The following is a 22414-nucleotide window of genomic DNA, read 5'->3' on the forward strand; positions in this document are numbered from 1 at the left end:
TATTGTATATTATAATCTGCTCAATTTGTCTTTTTCAGCAATAAACTCTTGCCAAATTTCAGCAACTATTTCAGCCGCAGGCTTAATAGTGCTTATTTGAGCCGAAACTTGCCCTATTTCAAGTTCTCCTTGTTCTAATTCTCCTTCAAACATTCCTTTTTTAGCTCTTCCTCTGCCTAATATTTCTTTCAGCTGTTCGGGAGTAGCACATCGTTCTTCGGCAGTTTTAACATCGGCATAAAAATTATTTTTAAGTAAGCGAACAGGCGTTACCGCTTTTAGGCGAATATCTGTATCTCCTTCTTGAGCATTAACTACGGCATTTTTAAAATTTAAGTGAGCACTGCTTTCTTCACTCGTCACAAAACGGCTACCTATTTGTACGGCATCGGCTCCTAAAGCAAAAGCGGCAAGCATAGTTTTGCCACAGCCTATACCTCCCGCAGCTATTAAAGGTATTTTTAGCTGACTTTTTACCAAAGGAATTAAACAAAGTGTAGTAGTTTCTTCCCGTCCATTGTGTCCGCCTGCTTCAAAACCTTCTGCCACCACGGCATCTACGCCTGCGGCTTCACTTTTTAGGGCAAACTTTAAACTACTAACCACGTGTACCACTTTAATTCCCTCGTTTTGTAGGGTTTGTGTCCACGTTTTAGGGTTTCCTGCCGATGTAAAAACAATAGGCACTTTTTCTTCTATAATAGTTTTTATGTGTTGGTCAATATCGGGATAAAGCAAAGGAAAATTAACAGCAAAAGGCTTGTTAGTAGCTTGCTTGCATTTTTGAATATGCTCTTTAAGAACATGAGGATACATAGAGCCTGCTCCTATAATGCCAAGTCCGCCAGCGTTGCTAACAGCACTTGCCAGTTCCCAGCCACTACACCATATCATTCCCGCTTGAATAATAGGGTATTGAATATTAAAAAGTTTGGTTATTCGGTTTTGCATAGTGGCTTTAAATTTTAGAGTAACAAAGTTAAAAAAATACTTAGAACCTAAGAAAGAACCTTTGTCCCCCAAAAGTAAATTATTAATTTTTTACGTTGTTTTTATAAAAATTAGTTTACAGTAAACTATTTACTGTAAACTAATTATATTTGTATGATGAAAACAAAAGATAAAGTTCTCAAACTATTGCAAAAACATGGGCAACTATCTGTGCATGAACTAAGTATTTTATTAAAAGTTTCAAGACAATATATTCATAGAATATTATTGGAATTAGAAGAAGATAACAGCATTGTTAAAATAGGCATAAGCCCTAAGGTTTTTTATAAAATAAACGCCAGTCAAATTGAAAATCAATTATTTACAGTTGATTATGAAAAAGAACAGTTTTTAAAAAAACATTTTTTAGTAATAGATGCTTTAGGCAACATGTTAGAGGGATTAGATGGTATGATTTATTGGTGCGAGAAACAGCAACTAAATGTAGAAAAAACAATTAATGAGTATATTTTAACCCGAAATAAATATTTGCAATATTACAATAATAATAGTTTAATAAATGGAATAGAGAAGCTAAAAAAAACAAAAGGAATTAATCAAATAGGAGTAGATGAACTTTATTATCTTGATTTCTATGCCATTGAACGCTTTGGTAAAACCCGACTGGGTACACTTATGCACTACGCCAAACAAGGGCAAAGCAGACAGTTGATGAAATTAATTGTATCTGAAATAAAGCAACGTATTTATAAGATTATTAAAGATGAAAATATTGATGCTGTTGTTTATGTTCCACCAACTATAAGTAGAAAAGTTCAAATTATGACAGAGCTTAAAAAGATGCTCAACATAGATTTACCCGAAGTGAAAGTTGATAAAATAAAAACCTCCATAATAATACCCCAAAAAGCTTTATCTAAAATTTTTGAACGAATTGCCAATGCTAAAAATACTTTTATTGTTCCACAGCAAAGAAAGTACAAGCACATTTTAATTATTGATGATGCAATAGGCAGTGGTGCTACAATAAATGAAATAGCTATTAAAATAAAAGAAAAAAAGATTGCAAAAAAGATAACAGGATTAGCTATAACAGGTAGCTATAAGGGTTTTGAAGTAATATCTGAAATATAATTTTGTTTACACTAGTAAACTAAATGCTTTTATATAGATGGCTCAAGCATTCCCAACCAAGTTGGAAATGATGTTTTGGGGATAGTTTTAAACTGCAACCCAATATGACCTTTTTTGTTTTTTCCTGTGGTCGGTCTTATGATTACAAGGAAAATTCGTACTACATCAAAGTTCTCTGCGATAAACCTGCCGGGAGAGTTTTCGGACGGATGTGATTAAGGCTAAAGATTTTGTTTAACCTGAGTTCGGTTAATCTTTATGGAACAGAACGCTTGATGGTAGTGAGATACAACTAAAAATACTGCACACATAGCGAGCTATTTGAAAGTATTTTTAGGAAGTAGATTGCTGCCATGAAGCGTTAATGAATAAAAAATAGCATAAAAAAAGTCTTTTTATGCTATTGCTCATTGCTAAAATAAAAAATGCTTCGTTGTGAAATCTTGATTTATCCCGATAAATCTTCACTTTCACGCCTTGCCTTTTTCATTTTATTCAATGCCTGTTTGTATAAATATTAATTGAACTCAGGTATTTAGTATTTAAGTGTATATATGTTTCTCTAAATCTAATTCATTAAATTTGCAGAATGAATCCATTTGAGCAAGCAGAGCAGATGCTGAAAAGCATAAAGGAAGCCGTTTTAAATACTCCGGAAGAAGGAGAACAATTTAGAATTGAATACATAGGAAGCAAAGGAAAATTAAAAGACCTTTTTGCTTTTATGAAAGATATTCCTAATGAAAAGAAAAAGGATTTTGGACAGTTGGTAAATGAAATAAAACTAACTGCCGAGCAGAAAGTAAACGAAGCCAAAGCTACCACTGAGGGAAACAAAAAAGATAATGAAGATGAAGATTTAACTGTACCGGGAATGCCTTATGAAATAGGTACACGCCACCCTATAAACATAGTTAAAAATGAAATGATTGAAATTTTTAAACGATTGGGTTTTGTGGTAGAAGAAGGACCGGAAATAGAAGACGATTGGCATAATTTTACAGCTTTAAACCTGCCGGAACATCATCCTGCTAGGGATATGCAAGACACTTTTTATATTGATTACGATAAAGATTTGTTGTTAAGAACGCATACTTCTTCTGCTCAAATTAGAGTAATGGAACGACAAAAACCGCCTATAAGAATTATAACTCCCGGGCGAGTGTATAGAAACGAAACCATTTCGGCTCGGGCACATTGTACTTTTCATCAAGTAGAGGGCTTGTATATAGATAAAAATGTTTCTTTTGCCGATTTAAAACAAACACTTTATTATTTTGCTAAAGAAATGTTTGGTAGCGATAATATACGTATGCGACCATCGTATTTTCCTTTTACAGAGCCAAGTGCCGAAATAGACGTTTCATGTTTTATATGCAATGCTAAAGGCTGCAAAGTATGCAAACACAGTGGCTGGGTAGAAATAGGTGGCTGTGGTATGGTTGACCCTGCTGTGCTTGAAAATGTAGGTATAAATCCTCAAGAATATTCGGGATTTGCTTTTGGTATGGGCATAGAACGTATTACAATGCTTAAATATGGCATTGACGATATTCGTCTATTTTTTGAAAATGATGTAAATTTTTTAAAGCAGTTTAGATAGTGGAGTGGTACGGTCATAAGACCGACCACAAGAAAAAGATTTTATGCAAAGGCAATATAAGCCTTTAAATGGAGGGCTAAATAAGGCAGAAATGGAAAAAATATTATTAGATGGTTTACCGAATGACAGCGACTTTTAATATTAAATATTTATTTTTAATATTATCAGTTGTTCTATTATTTTCTTGTTCAAACATAAATAATAAAGAAAGTAATGAATATAGAGTAGAATATTGGACTACAGATTATCATAGAAAACAGATAATTCCTAATATTCTTATTGATACTATCTTTGATGAAGACATTTTAGTAAAGACTAAGTGGATTCAAATTAATAAAAATAGTTTAGATTCAGCTTTATTAAATATTTCAGACGGATATTTTGATTATAATGATAGTATTTATTGTGAAGTTTATGATAGTAACTTTGCTGAATATTCTGATACGAGCTTTTATATTTTAAATATTGATTTTGTTAAAAAAAACGGAGCAGTTACAATTGTAGATGTCACTTATGATTTTAAAAAAGGGATTTTAATAAAGTATTATCCAGAAAAAGGATATGAAATATTATTAAAAAGGTTTTATTATGAAGATGATAAGCTTGTAAAAGTTGAAGATTTTCATGAATTACAAGAGATGAATAGAGAGTTTAATGAAAAATTTTATTATCGAAAGAAGGCTATTTCAGAATAGATTATAAACCTGACTGTCCTGCTACACCTAACTGTCCGTAGTTTACTATGAATAATCTGTCCCCACCTGTCCGTAGCTTTTAACTCGTGTGCTGTCCGTACGGCTGCGCCTACGGACTGCTAAAAAGGTAGCTTGCAGCTACCACTAAACTAAACAAAGTTTATTAGATTTGAATAATGAATTTTAGACAAGGTTATGAAATAAGAGACCAAGAAGCGTGTTATTATCTAACGTTTCAAGTAGTGGGTTTTCCCATGGTCGGCATCCGTGCCGTACCATTTATTTATATAATTTTCTTATCTTTAAAAAGTGCTAAACCAAGCTACATATTATACAAAATTAAGTGCAAAAAACTACCACCCCGCTCTACGTAGAATGAGCTTTAGCGGTTCTACGAAGAGCGGGGGGCTTGCTACGGACAGGTGGGGACAAGCACTCCTGTTTGAAGCTCATAAATCTCCATATTTCAAAGAACTCTTCTCCTCTTATATACAACTATCACTTAAAAAGTGTATTGTTTTTATATTCCACGCCTCCAATTCCACTCATTATCAGTAATTTACAAATCCACCAACTATTTGGAGACACTACCCCATGACCTATTCTGATACACTACCTACATTGATTTTGCACTGTCCGCTTAATAATCTACTACAATCCAAGGCGAATCAGATAAAAACTCTGTTATACATCGTATTTCTTCATCTGACAAATTCATATTGGAATGTGGTGAATTCTTAATCGTATCATTTATAGCTAAAATTACCCTTTCAATTCCAACACTATCAATCAGATATTCAAGTTTAACTGCTGTCATGTTTTTTCTAAGTCCATGACAAGAAAAACAATACTTCTTTGTAATCTGTTGTCTATCTTCAGTAGAACAATTATTATTCTTTACGTGGTTATTTCTTAAGTTACAAGAAAAAAGCAATATTAAAACCCAAAAATATCTCATCAAAATCATTTTATTCCTGTTTGTTCAATAAACTCTTTTGTTTTTTCTTTAGAACCATTAGGTTCACAATAATTAGCATTTTCATATGAATATTCAAATACAATGTTATTAACGATATTTATTTTATCAGAATTAGTGAGTTTATAACCATTTTTATTATCTGCATAAGACATTAAGTATCCTGGTAATGCATTGTCTTCTATCTTCCAATCATCTGTCCCTAAGTTATGAGCTACTTCATGTGTAGGGGTATGATTGTTAATGTAATTTTCAAGAACAGCTGCAATATTACCTTCTTTATCTGCTACACCTGCAGCATCACTAATTATACCATTATCTTCTGCTTTAGTATCAATATTGTTTGCAATAATAAGGACGTGATCATCAGGCATTACTTGATTAACATCTGAAATTACGTTAGTAAATTCAACATTAATCTTAAGATTATTTACTTCAAATCTTACTGTAGGGGATCCATACCCGTCTGAGGAAATATTTGGATTTCCAGATAGGTCAATAGGCAATATGTCATCATAGGAAATATGAGGAATTACAAAATCTCTAATTTCTATATCATTGATTCCAATTGCCTTATCAGTTAAATTTAACACAGTATATTTAACAGTAACCTCTCCCGTTACTCTAATAGATTGACTCTGTTTATCATACGTAACTTGTAAATTACTAAAATCCCATTGTTCTCCATCTGGATCTATCATCCAAATAGGATTATTCATCATAGCATGATATGGGCTCCAAGCTGAGAATCTGCCTGCTTGTGGATCCACACTCAACCATCTCCCCAACCTACTATCATAAATCCTAGCCCCAAAGTCTAATTGGTTACCTGCACTACCGCTCCAAGCCTCTCCATCCTTCTCCATTCCATTAAACCCAAACCTATATCCGCCAGTGGTCGGACTTGCGGTCACATATTGTCTTCCTGGCATGGTCATACCAAACGGGTGGTATTTTTTTACACTTAAATTTATATAATATGCTACTTGATTTTGCACGTAACTTACTTAAAGTTTAAACCAAATGTAAGCATTTTTTTTGATGTTTTTGTAAACAAATTATCAGAAGGTAGCTTCTGACAGCACGGAAAAGGAGTGGTACGGTCATAAGACCGACCACAAGGAAAAAATTAATAAACTTTGTTTAGTATAGTGGTAGCTGCAAACTACCTTTTTAGCCAGTCCGTAGGCAAAGCCATACGTACAGCAAACAGGTTATAAACTACGGACAGGTGGGAGTTTGAAAGCTACCTTTTACTTTTTTATTTATTGGTTTTCAATACGTTATATTCCCATGACCTATTCTGATACACTACCACCCCAATTCACCATTCATACATATATTTTTTTACCATTTCGTTAGATAAATCACTATATGTAAGCTCTCTTAAAAGTCCTTTTTTGTATTTAAGATAAATTTGAATACCATTTGAATTCACAACCTTCTCAATTCTACCTTTTTTATTATAATAAAAGTCCATATATTCAAGGCTTTCAATTATTTGATCATTATTAAAGTGAATCAAAATTTCTCGAATATTGTGCTTATCTTTTTCTTGATAAACTCTAATATTATCATAATTGCCCCAAAGAATTATCCCATCAGCATCATATAAATCATAAGTATTTTGGCTTAAATATAGTGCTGAGAATATGGAAAGAGTTGTATTAATGTGACTTAAAGAAAACTTATTAGAAAGAGTTATATTATTATTAGTATGATTAACGCAAAGTAAATCTTTTTTAATGTAATTGTTATCTAAATCATATATTAGCGTATAAACAGAGTCTATTTTATATTTTTCTGAAAAATTAGTTGTAATTGTGTCGTATCTATAGCATTCGCCCAATTCATAAATACATTCCTCTTCTTTATTTCCATTCTTAGCATAAGAAGTGTAAGCAATGGTATCATTTATATTCTTAGGATATGATGTATAAAAATAAATGTCATATTTACCATCTTTATAATAATAGTCTTTAACTAGTTTTGAAGAATCACGTCCCAAACTGCTAAATTCTTTTATCAACAATCCATCAATATTAAAACTATATGTGTAAGTTAGTTTTTCCCCTGCCTTGTAAACTTGATATACCTTAACTGTCCTAATCTTATTTTTTGCAATTACTTCATTGTTTCTGTTTTCTCCATAAAATCTAGGACTCCAAGTTAATCCAATTTGACCACTTAGTAAGGAAAAAATAAAGATAAATATATTTAATATAAAATACTTCATAACTATTTTCCTCCACTTAATTCTTCATTACTCAAATTAGTCCTGTTATCCACACCTCCTCCAATTTGAACTGGTTTTTTATTTATAAAATCTTCTTGTGTAACTCCAATAGGAGCTTGTTGTGCTTTCCCCTGTTGACTATAAAGGTAATTTGGTTTAATTGCATCAAAATCTTCTAGTTCAAGAGTTTCTCCATTCTTGGGGATGCCATCCATTAAACCACTATCATTATGTCCGCCATATGTATTAGGATTACTAGGAGAATACCCAGAATCTTTATAACCGTTTGTTACAGAATGCCATCCTTCATGTTTAACAACAACTTTTCCAATATCATCTTTGAAAGTTTCCATATAAATTACTCCTTGATTACTTCCGTTCATATTATGCCCCCCTTCACCCACGATTCCATCTATAACCTTATAGTAATTATTTGCTTGATTTGTTTCTGTAGCAATTTTTTGTTGAGCCTCATCGTAGCTTATTACCCTAATAACAACTTTTGGCTTTACCTGAAGATCTACATTCCCAATACCTTCTATTTCTGCTCTTATTGGACCATCTCTATATGATGCTTCCCAAGTACCATCCTCATTTTGCGCACCAAAATTATGAGTTAAATCCTGTGTAATATCTCCATCATAATGCATATTAGGATCTAAATATAAATTCATATAAATCGTCATTTCTGCAGTCCCACCAGTAACCTGTCCATTCTGAGAAGTCAACTGTATATTCGAAATTTCTGCCCCTTTTCCTGTTGGGTCTGTTAATAATATCGGATTGTTGTTCATTCCAGAATAATCAGAATAAGAAGGGTACTCTTTAGACAACGGATCCAAACTCAACCATCTCCCCAACCTACTATCATAAATCCTAGCACCAAAGTCTAGTTGGTTGCCTGCACTACCAGACCATTCCTCCCCATCTTTCTCCATCCCATTAAACCCAAACCTATAATCAGGGCTATTAAAAGAGCGCCCTGGCATGGTCATACCGAATGGGTAGTAGTCAGTTGCATTAATAGCATCTGCTATGTAGTAATTAGCAGTATCGCCTCCTGTTGAATCCACTCCTAATTTTCTATCACTTATTACTACCATTACATTCCCCAAATGATTACTTAATTCATATTTCTTTTCGCCCATTCTTTTTACCCATATACTATCCGGCTCTGTAAATACGGTATCTTCTACTTCTGTACTACTACTTAAATATGTAGCTGTTATAGTGGTATCTGCGTAGCCATATATGGTGGTTAGTAATGAGTCTGTACTTATATTACTACCACTAAATGCTAAAAATTCGTCTTTTTCTTCTACTCCCAATCTTGAAGAGCCATATAAATGGTGTTCATTCATTTTAAAAGTGCTACCATCTTTAACATAATAACGTACGGTATCTGTTTCTATTGTTATTATCTTACCAATTTTTAAATCGCACACACCTGTATTGTTTCTGTATATTGAAATATCGGCATACATAGGGTCAGCTGGGTTAGGATCTGTAACTGTACGCTTTAATACTCCATTTAAATAATACCTTATGTAATTATTGCTGCCTACTTTTTCTCTAGAAACACGCATTTTTTGTCCAGAAGGTTGACTTGAATATGTTACTTTTAATGAACCCGATTCAAATATCCTATATGTAGTAGCATTATAATGATGCCACATATTTTTTATAGATGCGTAGTGTTGATTGGCATCTACATAAGATAAACCAAGGGATACCTGTTGATTTAAACCTGAGCTTGCACATGGTGTCCATTCTAAATACTCGCCTTGCATTATAGTTTCTTCAGAAAAAGCTCCTGCATTACTCCATCCATATCCAGCGGTTTTTATTAAATTTCCATTATTACCCTTTAGGGTCTCTCATAGAGGACCCTAAACCACACAAAGAATAAAAGAATTATTCTTCCTATCTCTTAAATTATTTTACTTTATTACTAATCTCGCAACTTGCTTTGCAGATTGGTTTTTAATAGTTACAAAGTAAACGCCTGCCACAAAAGATTGTGTAGAAACGGTTATCTTATCGCTATTTATTTCTTTTGAAAACACTAAATTTCCAATAGCGTTATAAAGTTCAATATTATAATTATCAAAAGAACCTGTTTCTATTATTACAAAATCTTTTGCCGGGTTTGGATAAATATTAGCAAAATTAGTTTCTACTATATTTTTAATTCCTACGGTATTAATTTCTACACAGTCAGAAGTATCAGAGCAACTTCCGCTATACACCATCACGGCATAGCTGCCATTAGCTGTAGCGGTAAAACTCTGGTTGGTTTCTCCTAAAATAGAGTTGTTGTTGTCATTACAATCTATCCATTGGTAGGAAGCACCTGTTTCGTTTGCTGTAATAGTAAGGTCAGAAGTAGTAGTGGTAATGCTTTGATTATTGTTAATGGTTAAATTTAAAGTTACCGTACTATCACACCCATTAGCTGCACCTCCTGCAAGGGTAAAAGTGGCTGTATTATTACTTGAAGTGTAAGTATTTCCGTCTATCCAAGTAAAAGCACCGCAAGATGTTTGAACGTCTGTACCTGTTATCATAGCCGGTTCAGAAATGATAGTGCTAACAGTGGCAGAACAGTTATTTGCATCTGTAACAGTAACTGTATATGTTCCTGCGGACAACCCTGCTATATCCTCAGTGTTTGTGCTATTGCTCCATGCGTAGGAATAAGGATTTGATGTTCCGGCAACAGTTAAGTCAATTGCTCCATCATTGCCACCATTGCAAGTTATTGGTGTTATTGTGGTACTCAGAGAGTCAGCAGTAAGCGTAGAAGCTGGTGCAATTTGCCAAAATAAATATGGATAATCATTGTTCATTGAGCAACCCATTTTCCATATATCGGCAGTGCCGTTAGTAGTTTCTCCTTCAAAATCCCATGTGGCATTGGTAAATGTTGTTTCATTTTTCATTTGCAGAGTAGTTATTCCTGTTGTTCCTCCACCAGAGCTACTTGCTTGCCCGGAAGTTTGAGTATTCCAAAAGCAGTTTGAAATTGTGCCTGCATCATTATATCCTATAAAACCACCTACATCGGTGCTGCCAGACACACTTCCTGCTGAATAACTATTGTTAATTGTACCCCAGCTATTACCTACAAAACCGCCTACGGTCATATTTCCTACTACGCCACCTAATGCGTAGCAATTTGCTATTGGGCTTTTGCAATATCCCATAAATCCTCCAACAGTGGAATTTCCTGTAACATTTCCTGAGGCATAACAATTATTTATAGGACTTGGAGTAGCTGTAGAAGCATGGCTGTATCCTACAAAACCTCCTACAAAATTACTACCGTTTGATGCATTATTGCTTCCATTTATATTGCCTGTAGCATAGCTATTGGTAATTGAACCTAAATTTCTACCTATTAAACCTCCTAAATAAGAAGGACCTGTACCAATATTGTTTACCGTACATTCAGAGTAGCAGTTTAGTATAGTGGTGTTAGAGGCGTAGCCTATTAAACCGCCTGCGTAATTTAAAGATACTTCCACAGTTCCCGTAGCGTAACAGTTTGTTATAGTAGCATCTTTAACATAGCCAAACATACCACCAACATAATTTTTCCCCTTAATATCAGCATTTGTTAATCCTAAGTTTTGAATTGTACCAGTAGTTGAGGCATATCCAAAAAAGCTGATATATTCATTAGATAAAACACGGTTAATATACACTCCGTCAATTATATGCCCTTGCCCGTCATAGCTTCCTGTAAATTGAGTAGTTACATTTCCAATAGGGGAAAAACCTTGCCCTCCGTAATAAAAATTGCCAGTACTGCTAAAATCTGAACCGATAAATAGAATATCGGCTGTTTGAATAAAATAAGAAGCCCAGTATGAAGAACCATCGCAAAGAGTTTTAAGGTCTGCTTTTGTGCTAATTTGATATGGATTTGCTACGGTTCCATTTCCGCCACTAAATTGTGCCTGCAATCCTGCATGCGATAGTATTAAAATTAGTATAAGGTATATTTTTTTCATAAGTTTAATTTTTAGTTTATTTGTTATTTATAGTACAAATTTACAAACTATCCTGCACTTATGAAATAAAATTCAATAACCGCTACAAAGCACCTTTTTTAATTTCATCAATTACTTCCGGATTTAGGAGTGTAGAAGTGTCGCCTATGTTTTCTGCATCGTGGGCTGCTATTTTTCGCAATATTCTTCTCATTATTTTCCCCGAACGTGTTTTAGGCAAACTACTTGTAAACTGTATTTTATCTAGCTTTGCTATGGGACCTATGTGTTCAGAAATTAATTGGTTTATCTCTTTTCTTAAATTATCGTGTTGCCTGCTTGCCCCCACTTGTTTAAGTGTAACATAGCCATATAATGCATTTCCTTTTATATCGTGAGGGAAACCAACTATGGCACTCTCTGCCACAGCAGGGTGTTCATTTATAGCTTCTTCAATAGGTGCTGTGCCTAAATTGTGCCCCGAAACAATTATTACATCATCTACTCTACCTGTTATTCTAAAATATCCCACTTCATCTTTAAAAGCTCCATCTCCTGTAAAATACATATTTTCATAAGCAGAAAAGTAGGTTTCTTTATAGCGTTTATGGTCGCCCCAAATAGTGCGTGCCATACCCGGCCACGGAAATTTAATACATAATTTTCCTTCTTTATGAAACTCTTTTAGTTCTGCTCCATCTTCGCCTAATAAAACCGGCTGAATACCCGGCAAAGGCAATGTGGCATAACCCGGTTTTGTGGGAGTAGAAAAAGGAATAGGCGTTATCATCATACCGCCCGTTTCTGTTTGCCACCAAGTATCTATTATGGGGCATTTCTTTTTTCCTATATTGTTGTCGTACCAATGCCACGCTTCTTCGTTTATAGGTTCGCCTACGGAGCCTAAAATTTTTAAAGAAGATAAATCATATTTTTCAATAAAATCTTTTTCTTGCTTTGCTAAAGAACGTATGGCTGTGGGTGCGGTATAAAATTGGGTTACTTTGTGTTCTTCTACTATTTGCCAAAATCTGCCATAATCGGGGTAGCTGGGTACGCCCTCAAAAAGAATACTGGTAGCACCATTTGCCAAAGGACCATACACTATATAAGAATGTCCTGTTACCCACCCTATATCGGCAGTACACCAATATACATCTTCTTCTTTATACTGAAAAGCATTTTTAAAAGTGTATGCGGTATGTACCATATAACCGGCAGTAGTGTGCACTACGCCTTTAGGGTTTCCTGTAGAGCCCGAAGTATATAATATAAAAAGTGGATCTTCGGCATCCATTTCTTCAGCAGTACAGTTGTGGTCTGCTTTTTCCATTAGCGGTTCTAACCAATGGTCTCTGCCTTCTACTATGTTTATGTTTTCTCCTGTTCGTTTAGCCAGCAGTACATTTTTTACTGTAGGGCAGTCTTTTAGTGCTTCATCTACTATGTTTTTTAAATTAAGTGTTTTTGCTCCACGGTAAGAACCATCGGAAGTAATAACTAATTTACAATCGCTATCATTTATTCTGGTAGAAAGTGCTGATGATGAAAAGCCCGCAAAAACTACGGAGTGAATGGCTCCAATACGAGCACAAGCCAGCAAACTGTAGGCTAATTCGGGTATCATGGGTAAGTAAATACAAACTCTATCTCCCTTTTTTATGCCTTTACTTTTTAAAATATTAGCCAGTTTATTTACTTTTTCAGATAGCATTTTATAGCTAATATGCTGTGCTTTTTCATCGGGATTATTAGGAACAAAAAGTAAAGCCGTTTTATTGCCTCTGGTATATAAATGTCTGTCTATACAGTTTTCGGTAATATTAAGTTTTGCATTTTCAAACCACTTAAACTCTGCTTGTTTATAATCATAACTTAATACTTTACTCCATCTTTTTTGCCAGTAAAAATTTTCTTCTGCTATTTCTTCCCAAAACAATTCGGGTTTACGCACAGAACGATTATATACATTGTAGTACTCTTCAAGAGATTTAATATGGTATGAACTCATACGGTTATGGTTTATTTTTGGTTTAGGTAAAGTTAAGGTTTTACTTTTAAAAATCAATTAATTGTAGTTGCTAAATATTCATAACTTTACGCCATGCAACTACAAAATAGCTACAAAATAATAGTGGCAACGGGCTTAAATAATGAAATAGGAGCTAAAGGAAATTTGCTTTGGCACTTACCTAAAGATATGAAGTGGTTTAAAGAAAATACTACAGAAGCAGATGTAATAATGGGACGAAAAACTTATGAAAGTTTCCCCGAAAAATATAGACCATTGCCTAATAGAACCAACATAGTAATAACAAAGCAACAAAATTATAATGCACCCGAAAAAGTAAAAGTAGTAAATAGCTTAGAAGCTGCTTTAGCTTTTGCCGATAAGTGTACCGATACTGAAAAATATATTATAGGTGGAGGCACTATTTATAAAGAAGCCTTACCCGTTTGCAATGAGATAGTTTTAACCAAAGTACACGCTACTTTCCCCAATGCAGATACTTTTTTTCCGGAAATAGATATGAATGAATGGCAAGAAGTATGGGCAGAACACCACACAAGAGATGAAAAACACGCCTATGATTTTTCTTTTATTCGCTTAGTTAGAAAATGACAACTTGGGACATAATTATAGTAGGCGGTGGAGCAGGAGGTTTTTTTACAGCAATTAACTACAAGGAGCAAAATCCTGATAAAACAATTCTTATTATTGAAAAAGATAAGGATGTTCTTAAGAAAGTAAAAATATCGGGTGGCGGAAGGTGCAATGTTACACATGCTTGTTTTGTGCCTAAAGATTTAAGTAAATTTTACCCCAGGGGAGAAAAAGAGTTAATAAGTCCTTTTCATCAGTTTTGCACTGGCGACATGATGGCGTGGCTTGATGAACGTGGCGTAGCTACCAAAATTGAAGAGGATAACCGTGTTTTTCCTGAAAGTAACAGTTCGCAAAGTATAATTGATTTGTTTTTAAATGAAGCAGAAAAATTAGGTGTAAAATTAAATACCAAAACAAGATTAGATAAAATAAACAAACAAAATGGCAAGTGGCATTTAACCTGTGGCAATGAAAAATATGTGTGCCACAAACTTGTAATGGCAACAGGGAGCAACCCTAAAATATGGCAATTGATAGCAAAAGATTTAGGGCATAATATTGTAGAGCCTGTTCCTTCGTTGTTTACTTTTAATATTAAAAATACAAGTTTGAATGAGCTGATGGGAATAAGCGTGCCTCATGCTCAAATAGAAGTAAAAGAATGTAAGCTAAAATCTGAAGGAGCATTGCTGATAACACACTGGGGATTGAGTGGTCCTGCTGTATTAAAATTATCGGCATGGGGAGCAAGAAATTTGCATGATTTGAAATACAATTTTACTATAAATGTTAATTGGCTGGGAGGAATTACTTATGAAGATTGCGTAGCAAAACTTAAAAACTATAAAGAGCAAAACACCAAAAAAACTTTAGCTCAGCATCCATTTGAATTTCCTAAGCGGTTGTGGAGTTATTTCATCAATGAATGTAAAATAGATACCGGTTTATCTTGGTCAAATTTAAGCAATAAAGCATTGAATAGTTTAGCATTAATATTAAGCAGAGGCAATTTTAGTGTAAAAGGAAAAAGTACTTTTAAAGATGAATTTGTAACAGCAGGCGGTGTAGATTTAAAAGAAATTGATTTTAGAAAATTTGAAAGCAAACTACACCATAATTTATTTTTTGTAGGCGAAGTGTTAAATATAGATGCTATTACCGGTGGTTTCAATTTTCAAGCCGCTTGGACGGGCGGATATATTGTGGCCAATAGTTTGGAGGAATAAACTAACCCTTATAAAACAAAAATACTTAGCAAGTTTTCTATTCCTTGCTAAGTATTTATAATTCTTAAAAGCAACAATTTACTTAGTTGTTCCTTCTATTTTTTTTAGTTCAATAGCATTATCTTTTCTTTGTAATGCTTCTTTATTTAATTTGTTTTCGTCAGAAATAATTACAGCTTTTTTAGTTGTTGATAAATTTGCTCTTTGCACTTTTGTAGCTCTCAATTGAACGGCTTTGTTTGGCGAAGCTTGCAATGTTGGCGTTTTAGCAGTTTCTACTTTCTCTACTTTTTTCACTTCTGTTTTAGTAGTTTCTGTGGCTGTTTGAGCACTTGCTACATACACAAAACCCAAAACACCTAATGTCATTAATATCTTTTTCATAGTTTTTTCTTTTTTTGTTAATTATATATCATCAATTGTGCCAATTATACTAATGCCGTTTTGCACTGTGTCATTAATTTTCACTTTGATATTAGTTTCTAAAGGTAAAAATAAATCTACTCTTGAACCAAATTTTATAAAGCCTATTTCAGCATTTTGCTTCATTTTATCATCAACTTTTAAATAATTAACAATTCTACGAGCCAATTTCCCAGCTATTTGCCTCACTAAAATATCGTGTTTCCCTTTTCCTATTACAGAAGTATATCTTTCATTTTCTGTAGATGATTTTGGATGCCACGCAACCAAATATTTGCCGGGATGATATTTTACATATTTTACTTGTCCGTCTATTGGGCTTCGGTTTACGTGCACATTTAGTGGCGACATAAATATGGATACCTGAATACGCTTATTTTTAAAATATTCCGGTTCTTCTACTTCTTCTATCACTACTACTTTGCCATCGGCAGGAGCCATTATTAAATTATCTCCTTGAGTAAAAGTTCTTTTAGGGATTCTAAAAAAAGACAAAATAAAAACAAAAAATGCTAAAGAAAATACTAAAACTAAGGCTTTAGTAATGGTAGAACAAACAAAAAATGCTACAGCTAAATTTAGAGCAAGCAATAAAATAAAAACGAGTGCTATGGTAGGGTATCCCTCTTTGTGTATAGAGTATTTCATAATTGAGTACAAAAGTAATTAACTAATTCTAAAATCTCACTACTCAGTACCAACATCTAATTACGTGAAGCACAAAATATAAAATGCTATAAAAGGAATAACAAAAATAAAAGCATCAAAACGGTCTAAAAAACCACCGTGCCCGGGTAGTATATTCCCCGAATCTTTAATTTTTAAACTTCTTTTCATTAAAGATTGTACTAAATCGCCCGTGGCAGAAAAATATGCTATAAGCCAAGAAATAACCGCCCACTCCATAGAGCTTAAACTGCTAAACCAAGGTATGTAGCCAAAGCCAAAACCTATAGCTGTTAGCACTAATAAACCGCCTATGCTTCCTTCCCATGTTTTATTTGGCGAAATACGCTCAAATAGCTTTCGGCTACCAAATGTGCTTCCTATTAAGTAAGCGGCACTATCGTATATCCATACTAATATTAAAATACCTAATAAAGTGCTGGGTTGGTATAAACCATCGGAATAAACTATAAAATTAAGCATAGAAAATGGCACACCTATGTATATAAATGCACTTAAATTTAACGCTATGTTGGTTATTGGTTTCTCCGATTTTGTGTATAATTCTACTATAAACAAGCAAAAAAGTAAAACAGGTATTATACTTATAAACTTAATGCTCAATAAATTAGAAACCGATGTGGCGGTAATTAAAAATGCCAAAACATTAGTAGCTATCAGCAATATTCTATAAATATTGGAAAAAGGTTTTTTTTCATCTCTTAAAGGAGTGGTTATTTCTAAATATTCGTTTGTACTAAACGCTACTATTAATGAAATAAGCAAAATATACCCTATTTGAAAGGTAGAAGCACCAATCATTATGGCTACAAAAATAAATCCCGATAAAGCTCTAACTGCTAATTTATTCATAAACTACTCAAATTTAGTTTGTTTGGTATTATTATGAAAAAAATAAATTATTGCCATAAATACAACAAATCCTATTACCGATGTAAGCAATGGAGGCGTGCCTTCTACATCCATATTGGTATAGCCCAGTTTATTAGTAGCTGTTATTACTACCATCACCCCATTATTAACAAAATGAGCTATAATAGTTAGCCAAAGATTTTTGGTTCTATAATAAATATAGCCCAACAAAGCTCCCATAAAAAATAAAGGTAACAAATAATAAAACTGAAAATGTACCATAGCAAACAACAATGAGGAGATAAAAATGGCATGAAAAGGTCCGACTTTTAAATCAAACAAAACGCCTTCTATTAAACCTCTAAAGTACATTTCTTCTGCTAAGGCGGGCAAAATAGCCATAACAAAAAGTATTAATGCAAATTCAAAAACACTAGAAAAATCTAAAAATTTGCCTTGCATAGCAATAGTGCTTTCTTGCAATGCTGTAAACTTTACTTCTAAACCCTCACTTAAAGGAATCATTTCATTAATTTCCATTAAAAAATTAAGAAACAAATTGCTACTTAATATTAACGCTAACACAAAAGCAACTTGTTTAACAGACGGCAACTTTAGCATATTTAAAAAGCCAAAAATGTTTCTTTTATATACAAAACTCAGTAGCAAAACAGGTAAAACAAATAATATTACTACAGAAACAATTTGAGCTATACTTAAAGAAACTATACTTCCGTAGTTGTCAATTGATGTATCTGTTGCAGAAGCAGTAAGCAAAGTACTTGTAAAAACCACAATAATAGGCAGTACTGTCCATATAAATACAAGCAAAGGATTATTTCTGAAAAAACCTTTAGGCGTTTCTTTTGGGGTGTTTTTTTCTTCCATCGTTAAAGGTACAAAGGTAGGAAATATTATGGTTTCAGATTATAGCTTTTAAAATATTGCTCTTGCAACAATAATTTTTCAAGCCCCCTTATTGTCCGCCAATGTAATTATCTAACTCATCTATAGAAGATTCGTAAGTAAAGGCATCATTAACCTGGTAATAATTTTGAGGATCGTAGCAGTATAAATAAGCGTGCTTAGCCAGTTCTAACTTATTATCTTCAAATGTAAATAAATTAAGCAGTCTTTTTATTTGTGAAGCCTTTAAACAATTAGCGGTCGTAGCTTGTTTAGCTAAAGTTAGTTTAGAATCTTCAAAAGATTTAGCATTAATACTGTTCACTAAATTATTAAAATTGGTTTCACTCATAGGATAACAAACATCTTCTGCTACTACATAAGTAGGTTCAACAGTTTGAGTAGTGTATGTGGTAGTGGTGGTGCTATGTGTAGTGGTAGTTCCTCCATATCCGTCATTTACATTTACATTAACACCCATGTTTAAGCCGCCTATATTTATACCCATATTTACATTATCTCCTGTGTTTGTAGTAGTAGTGGTGGTACTTTCTACTACATGAACACCCACAAGAGGAGCAGGCATAGGTTTGGTATTAAACTGTATTATTTGAACATTAGAAGCTGGAGGCGGAGCCATTGCCAGCGAAGAAAAAGAATATGCTTTTAAAGCTATTTCCCCCTTTTTGTTATACTTAATTTTGTAAGTAACTTCGCAAGGTTTACAACCTTCTCCTGTAGCCATTAAAAACTTCTTGTCAATATCGGGCAATTGTTCATTATTAAAAATAATTTTTCCAGTATAATAATCAGAAGTTAAACCTTGCACCTGAACATTAGTTTCCGGATTTTCATTTTGTCGTATGCCGTTTAAAATTAAATAAAAAGGCTCGCCATCTTCAGAGAATATAGTAACTCTATTTTGAGCAAAATTTATAGAAATAAAACTAATAAAAAATAATTGCAAAAGAAGTTTCATGGTGTTGTAATTTGCGAGCAAAGATAAATGTTTTGCTACTATTAAAATTCCAAAAGTAACTTGCCCTAAAGGGAAAGCAATAAAATCAGTTGAAATTATAGCGTCAGTGTTTCCTGGAGTCGGCATCCTAGCCGATTTTCACTCCTTTTTTTAAAACCTACAATTCAGACATAAGTATTTATTAAAATAAGTATAGCGAGAAGCTGTGGTTATAAGGAGATTGCTTCACTCCATTCGCAAAGACGAACCGACATGAGCACGTCTTTGCGAGTGAGGCACGAGCAAAGCAAACTTAAGTACAACCTCCATTCTTACTATTACAACTTGACAGGTTATTTACAAGAGTTCCGAACTTTTAAAAAGTTCGGAACTCTATAAGTCCAACAGTATTTTTTAGCTTTTATAGCAAGCCTTTAAATTCAGCTAATAAAATTATATTTGCAAGCCCGATGACAAAAATAGCCGATATAGAATTAGGTTCTTTTCCTCTTTTGCTGGCACCTATGGAAGATGTCAGCGACCCACCTTTTAGAGCATTATGCAAAAAAAATGGTGCAGACCTTATGTACACCGAGTTTATAAGTGTAGAAGGCTTAATACGCGATGCCGAAAAAAGCGTAAAAAAGTTGGATATATATGAAGATGAACGCCCTATTGGTATTCAAATATTTGGTGCGGAGTTAGATTCTATGATGCGAAGTGCCGAAATAGTAGAAGAAGCTCAACCTGAACTGTTAGACATAAATTTTGGTTGCCCGGTAAAAAAAGTAGTATGCAAAATGGCAGGAGCAGGCATACTGCGTGATGTTCCTAAAATGGTAGAATTAACAAAAGCCGTAGTAAACAGCACAAAACTTCCCGTAACGGTAAAAACACGCTTAGGCTGGGATAACGACAGTATTTTAATAGAAGAAGTGGCAGAAAGGCTACAAGATGTGGGCATAAAAGCACTAAGCATACATGGCCGTACACGCAAACAAATGTATAAAGGAGAGGCAGATTGGACACACATAGCTAAAGTAAAAGAAAACCCACGCATACATATTCCTATTTTTGGCAATGGAGATATTGACAGCCCCGAAAAAGCCGTTTTGTACAAAAATAAATATGGTGTAGATGGCTTAATGATAGGCAGAGCTGCTATTGGCTACCCGTGGATTTTTAGAGAAATAAAACACTATGCTACAACAGGGCAACACTTACCTCCTCCCACTCTTAACGAAAGAGTAGATACCGCCATAGAACACTTAAAAACAGCCATAGCTTGGAAAGGAGAAACACTGGGAATTTTGGAAACAAGAAGGCACTATGGCAATTATTTTAAAGGATTCAGAGGTGTTAAACCCTACAGAATGAAATTAGTAACATCTATGCAAGCCAATGAAATATACGATACGTTAGAACAAATGCGTATAGATTTTAAAAGTGCAGAAATACATAGTTAGAACTAATTTACCGGCAAAATTCCTTAATAATCAAAAATCAAGTATATTTTAGAGGACAGAATAAAACAAAAAACTGTTGTTTTACTTTGTTTAAACCCTAAAAATGAGAGAAAAATATTACAAATTTTATAATCCTAAAATGGAACTTTCGGGCTACGATTTTATTATTGTTGGCTCGGGAATAGCAGGCTTAACCGCTGCGGTTATTTTGGCAAAAGAAGGATATAAAGTTTTGGTTTTAGAACAACATTATCGCCCGGGCGGTTTTACACATACTTTTAAAAGAAAAGATGGATATTTTTGGGATGTAGGCGTCCATTATGTTGGAAATGCAGATAAAGGGGAGGCCATACGTCCTATTTTTAATTATTTGACTAACAGCGAGTTAGAATGGGAAAGCATGGGCGATATTTATGACCGTGTGATTATTGATAAAGATGTTTACGATTTTTACAAAGGAAAAGAAAATCATAAAGCACAGATGATTAAATATTTTCCCGATGAAAAAGAAGCTATAGAGCAATATTTTAAATTAATAGATAAATATTCAAAGCTTACGGGAGCGTTTCTTTTTGAAAAAACATTTAAACCTATATTAAGCTACACTTTAGGTTGGGCTTTTAAAAAATATTTTGCCCAATATGCCAAAAAAACTACGCAATCGGTATTAGATGAACTAACCAATAACCAAAGATTAAAAGCCGTATTGAGTGCTCAATTTGGCGATTATGGTATGTTGCCCACAGAAAGCAGTTTTGCTGTGCACGCTATGGTTATTAATCATTTTATAAACGGGGGAAACTATCCCGTAGGCGGTGCCGACCAAATAAGCATAAAAATGAATAAAGTACTTGACAGCTTAGGTTCTTTAGTATTAGTGAATGCCAAAGTAAGTGAAATAGTAATTGAAAACAACAAGGTAAAAGGTGTAAAAATAGAAGATAGATTTATTAGCTGCCCAAATGTAATAAGTAATGCAGGCGTAAAAAACACTTTTAATAGTTTAGTAAAAACAAACAAATCGGCTATTAAAAAAGCCATTGATAAATTAAATCCTTCAGTTGCTCATTTTTGCTTGTACGTGGGTTTAAACAAATCTGACAAAGAATTAAACCTTCCAAAACATAATGTTTGGTATCATAAAACAGATGATTTTACCAAAAATATAGAAGAAAGCAGTTTAGAAGAAATTGCCCAAAATTTTGCGTACATCTCTTTTCCCTCGGCAAAAGATAAAGCATGGAGAGAAAACAATAAAAATAAAGCCACAATACAAGCTGTTAGTCCGGCTAAATATGAGTGGTTTAAAAAGTACGAAGACTTAAAAGTGATGAAAAGAGGAGCTGAATATGAGGCTTTAAAAATGCAGTTTGAAGAGGCTATGCTTCAAAAGTTATATGAGTTGTTTCCACAAATAAAAGGACATGTAGAAATTACGGAAGTTTCTACACCGCTCTCTACAAAGCACTATACCAACTATCAGCAAGGCGAAATTTATGGTTTAGAACACAGCCCCAGAAGATTATTAACAAACCAACTACGTTTTGAAACCAAAATAAAAGGACTTACACTTACCGGGCAAGATATAACAATGGTAGGCGTAGGCGGAGCTATGGCTGCCGGTATGATGTGCGTTATTCCTATTTTAAAGTTTAAGTCTTTTAGAATTTTCTACAACATTTTTAATCCTTAATTGTA

Annotated in this window: 19 protein-coding genes; 7 read left to right on the plus strand and 12 right to left on the minus strand. The window is 33.7% G+C overall.

Going from position 1 to position 22414, the window contains the following annotated elements; genetic code table 11:
• Positions 1-9: 9 nt before the first annotated feature.
• Positions 10-951, minus strand: a complete 942-nt coding sequence (locus H6578_00545) for a nitronate monooxygenase (protein ID MCB9225642.1) — start codon at positions 949-951, stop codon at positions 10-12.
• A gap of 153 nt (positions 952-1104) precedes the next feature.
• Between H6578_00545 and H6578_00550 the strand changes: the two genes are divergently transcribed.
• The 3 genes from H6578_00550 to H6578_00560 all read left to right on the plus strand — a co-directional run bounded on the left by H6578_00550 (position 1105) and on the right by H6578_00560 (position 4383).
• A complete protein-coding gene (locus H6578_00550) occupies positions 1105-2085 on the plus strand; it encodes a DeoR family transcriptional regulator (protein MCB9225643.1) in 981 nt (326 codons plus the stop codon).
• Positions 2086-2674: 589 nt separating this feature from the next.
• Positions 2675-3688 (plus strand): phenylalanine--tRNA ligase subunit alpha, encoded by a 1014-nt coding sequence (gene pheS / locus H6578_00555; protein MCB9225644.1) that lies wholly within the window; start codon positions 2675-2677, stop codon positions 3686-3688.
• Positions 3689-3798: 110 nt separating this feature from the next.
• Positions 3799-4383, plus strand: coding sequence for a hypothetical protein (locus H6578_00560; GenBank protein MCB9225645.1), 585 nt, complete (start codon positions 3799-3801; stop codon positions 4381-4383).
• Positions 4384-5023: 640 nt separating this feature from the next.
• On the opposite strand, the gene H6578_00565 is transcribed toward H6578_00560, so the two are convergent.
• From H6578_00565 to acs, 6 genes are all read right to left on the minus strand, one after another.
• Positions 5024-5341: a hypothetical protein gene (locus tag H6578_00565; GenBank protein MCB9225646.1), complete on the minus strand. Its 318-nt coding sequence runs from the start codon at positions 5339-5341 to the stop codon at positions 5024-5026.
• A gap of 5 nt (positions 5342-5346) precedes the next feature.
• Positions 5347-6297, minus strand: a complete 951-nt coding sequence (locus tag H6578_00570; protein ID MCB9225647.1) for a hypothetical protein — start codon at positions 6295-6297, stop codon at positions 5347-5349.
• A 386-nt stretch (positions 6298-6683) separates the two neighbouring features.
• A complete protein-coding gene (locus tag H6578_00575) occupies positions 6684-7595 on the minus strand; it encodes a hypothetical protein (GenBank protein MCB9225648.1) in 912 nt (303 codons plus the stop codon).
• Between the two features lie 2 nt (positions 7596-7597).
• Positions 7598-9385: a hypothetical protein gene (locus H6578_00580; GenBank protein ID MCB9225649.1), complete on the minus strand. Its 1788-nt coding sequence runs from the start codon at positions 9383-9385 to the stop codon at positions 7598-7600.
• Positions 9386-9535: 150 nt separating this feature from the next.
• Positions 9536-11611 carry a T9SS type A sorting domain-containing protein gene (locus H6578_00585; protein MCB9225650.1) on the minus strand — a complete coding sequence of 692 codons (2076 nt, stop codon included), beginning with the start codon at positions 11609-11611 and terminating at the stop codon, positions 9536-9538.
• Between the two features lie 82 nt (positions 11612-11693).
• Positions 11694-13601: an acetate--CoA ligase gene (gene acs, locus H6578_00590; GenBank protein ID MCB9225651.1), complete on the minus strand. Its 1908-nt coding sequence runs from the start codon at positions 13599-13601 to the stop codon at positions 11694-11696.
• A 93-nt stretch (positions 13602-13694) separates the two neighbouring features.
• Here acs and H6578_00595 point away from each other — a divergent pair, with 93 nt between their 5' ends.
• Positions 13695-14213: a dihydrofolate reductase gene (locus H6578_00595; protein ID MCB9225652.1), complete on the plus strand. Its 519-nt coding sequence runs from the start codon at positions 13695-13697 to the stop codon at positions 14211-14213.
• Positions 14210-15424: an NAD(P)/FAD-dependent oxidoreductase gene (locus H6578_00600; GenBank protein ID MCB9225653.1), complete on the plus strand. Its 1215-nt coding sequence runs from the start codon at positions 14210-14212 to the stop codon at positions 15422-15424. The genes H6578_00595 and H6578_00600 overlap by 4 nt, the downstream gene beginning before the upstream one ends.
• 78 nt (positions 15425-15502) lie before the next feature.
• Here the strand turns inward: H6578_00600 and H6578_00605 are convergent, their stop codons facing one another.
• The 5 genes from H6578_00605 to H6578_00625 form a co-directional block, all read right to left on the minus strand.
• The gene (locus H6578_00605) at positions 15503-15808 is read right to left on the minus strand and encodes a hypothetical protein (GenBank protein MCB9225654.1); all 306 of its coding nucleotides are present in this window, start codon (positions 15806-15808) and stop codon (positions 15503-15505) included.
• Between the two features lie 21 nt (positions 15809-15829).
• Positions 15830-16495, minus strand: coding sequence for a phosphatidylserine decarboxylase family protein (locus H6578_00610; protein ID MCB9225655.1), 666 nt, complete (start codon positions 16493-16495; stop codon positions 15830-15832).
• A gap of 60 nt (positions 16496-16555) precedes the next feature.
• Positions 16556-17386 (minus strand): phosphatidate cytidylyltransferase, encoded by an 831-nt coding sequence (locus tag H6578_00615; protein ID MCB9225656.1) that lies wholly within the window; start codon positions 17384-17386, stop codon positions 16556-16558.
• A 3-nt stretch (positions 17387-17389) separates the two neighbouring features.
• Positions 17390-18274, minus strand: a complete 885-nt coding sequence (locus H6578_00620; protein MCB9225657.1) for a CPBP family intramembrane metalloprotease — start codon at positions 18272-18274, stop codon at positions 17390-17392.
• 88 nt (positions 18275-18362) lie between these two features.
• The gene (locus tag H6578_00625; protein MCB9225658.1) at positions 18363-19397 is read right to left on the minus strand and encodes a DUF4476 domain-containing protein; all 1035 of its coding nucleotides are present in this window, start codon (positions 19395-19397) and stop codon (positions 18363-18365) included.
• A gap of 323 nt (positions 19398-19720) precedes the next feature.
• On the opposite strand from H6578_00625, the gene dusB reads away from it, so the two are divergent.
• Together dusB and H6578_00635 are read left to right on the plus strand one after the other, a co-directional pair.
• Positions 19721-20716: a tRNA dihydrouridine synthase DusB gene (dusB, locus tag H6578_00630; GenBank protein ID MCB9225659.1), complete on the plus strand. Its 996-nt coding sequence runs from the start codon at positions 19721-19723 to the stop codon at positions 20714-20716.
• Between the two features lie 103 nt (positions 20717-20819).
• Complete coding sequence (locus tag H6578_00635; protein MCB9225660.1) at positions 20820-22409, plus strand: NAD(P)/FAD-dependent oxidoreductase; 1590 nt, start codon at positions 20820-20822, stop codon at positions 22407-22409.
• The last annotated feature ends 5 nt before the right edge of the window (positions 22410-22414 follow it).

This window comes from Chitinophagales bacterium (assembly GCA_020635995.1).
In the GTDB taxonomy this organism is placed as follows: domain Bacteria; phylum Bacteroidota; class Bacteroidia; order Chitinophagales; family UBA8649; genus JAFMKE01.

Bases quoted from the DNA above. Each gene is read 5' to 3' on its own strand.
- H6578_00625 (MCB9225658.1), bottom strand. From the start codon at position 19,397: ATGCCGACTCCAGGAAACACTGACGCTATAATTTCAACTGATTTTATT.
- H6578_00565 (MCB9225646.1), bottom strand. From the start codon at position 5,341: ATGAGATATTTTTGGGTTTTAATATTGCTTTTTTCTTGTAACTTAAGA.
- H6578_00570 (MCB9225647.1), bottom strand. From the start codon at position 6,297: ATGACCATGCCAGGAAGACAATATGTGACCGCAAGTCCGACCACTGGC.
- H6578_00615 (MCB9225656.1), bottom strand. From the start codon at position 17,386: ATGAATAAATTAGCAGTTAGAGCTTTATCGGGATTTATTTTTGTAGCC.
- H6578_00600 (MCB9225653.1), top strand. From the start codon at position 14,210: ATGACAACTTGGGACATAATTATAGTAGGCGGTGGAGCAGGAGGTTTT.
- H6578_00635 (MCB9225660.1), top strand. From the start codon at position 20,820: ATGAGAGAAAAATATTACAAATTTTATAATCCTAAAATGGAACTTTCG.
- H6578_00605 (MCB9225654.1), bottom strand. From the start codon at position 15,808: ATGAAAAAGATATTAATGACATTAGGTGTTTTGGGTTTTGTGTATGTA.
- dusB (MCB9225659.1), top strand. From the start codon at position 19,721: ATGACAAAAATAGCCGATATAGAATTAGGTTCTTTTCCTCTTTTGCTG.
- acs (MCB9225651.1), bottom strand. From the start codon at position 13,601: ATGAGTTCATACCATATTAAATCTCTTGAAGAGTACTACAATGTATAT.
- H6578_00595 (MCB9225652.1), top strand. From the start codon at position 13,695: ATGCAACTACAAAATAGCTACAAAATAATAGTGGCAACGGGCTTAAAT.
- H6578_00560 (MCB9225645.1), top strand. From the start codon at position 3,799: ATGGTTTACCGAATGACAGCGACTTTTAATATTAAATATTTATTTTTA.
- H6578_00575 (MCB9225648.1), bottom strand. From the start codon at position 7,595: ATGAAGTATTTTATATTAAATATATTTATCTTTATTTTTTCCTTACTA.
- H6578_00610 (MCB9225655.1), bottom strand. From the start codon at position 16,495: ATGAAATACTCTATACACAAAGAGGGATACCCTACCATAGCACTCGTT.
- H6578_00585 (MCB9225650.1), bottom strand. From the start codon at position 11,611: ATGAAAAAAATATACCTTATACTAATTTTAATACTATCGCATGCAGGA.
- H6578_00545 (MCB9225642.1), bottom strand. From the start codon at position 951: ATGCAAAACCGAATAACCAAACTTTTTAATATTCAATACCCTATTATT.
- H6578_00550 (MCB9225643.1), top strand. From the start codon at position 1,105: ATGATGAAAACAAAAGATAAAGTTCTCAAACTATTGCAAAAACATGGG.
- H6578_00580 (MCB9225649.1), bottom strand. From the start codon at position 9,385: ATGCAAGGCGAGTATTTAGAATGGACACCATGTGCAAGCTCAGGTTTA.
- H6578_00620 (MCB9225657.1), bottom strand. From the start codon at position 18,274: ATGGAAGAAAAAAACACCCCAAAAGAAACGCCTAAAGGTTTTTTCAGA.
- pheS (MCB9225644.1), top strand. From the start codon at position 2,675: ATGAATCCATTTGAGCAAGCAGAGCAGATGCTGAAAAGCATAAAGGAA.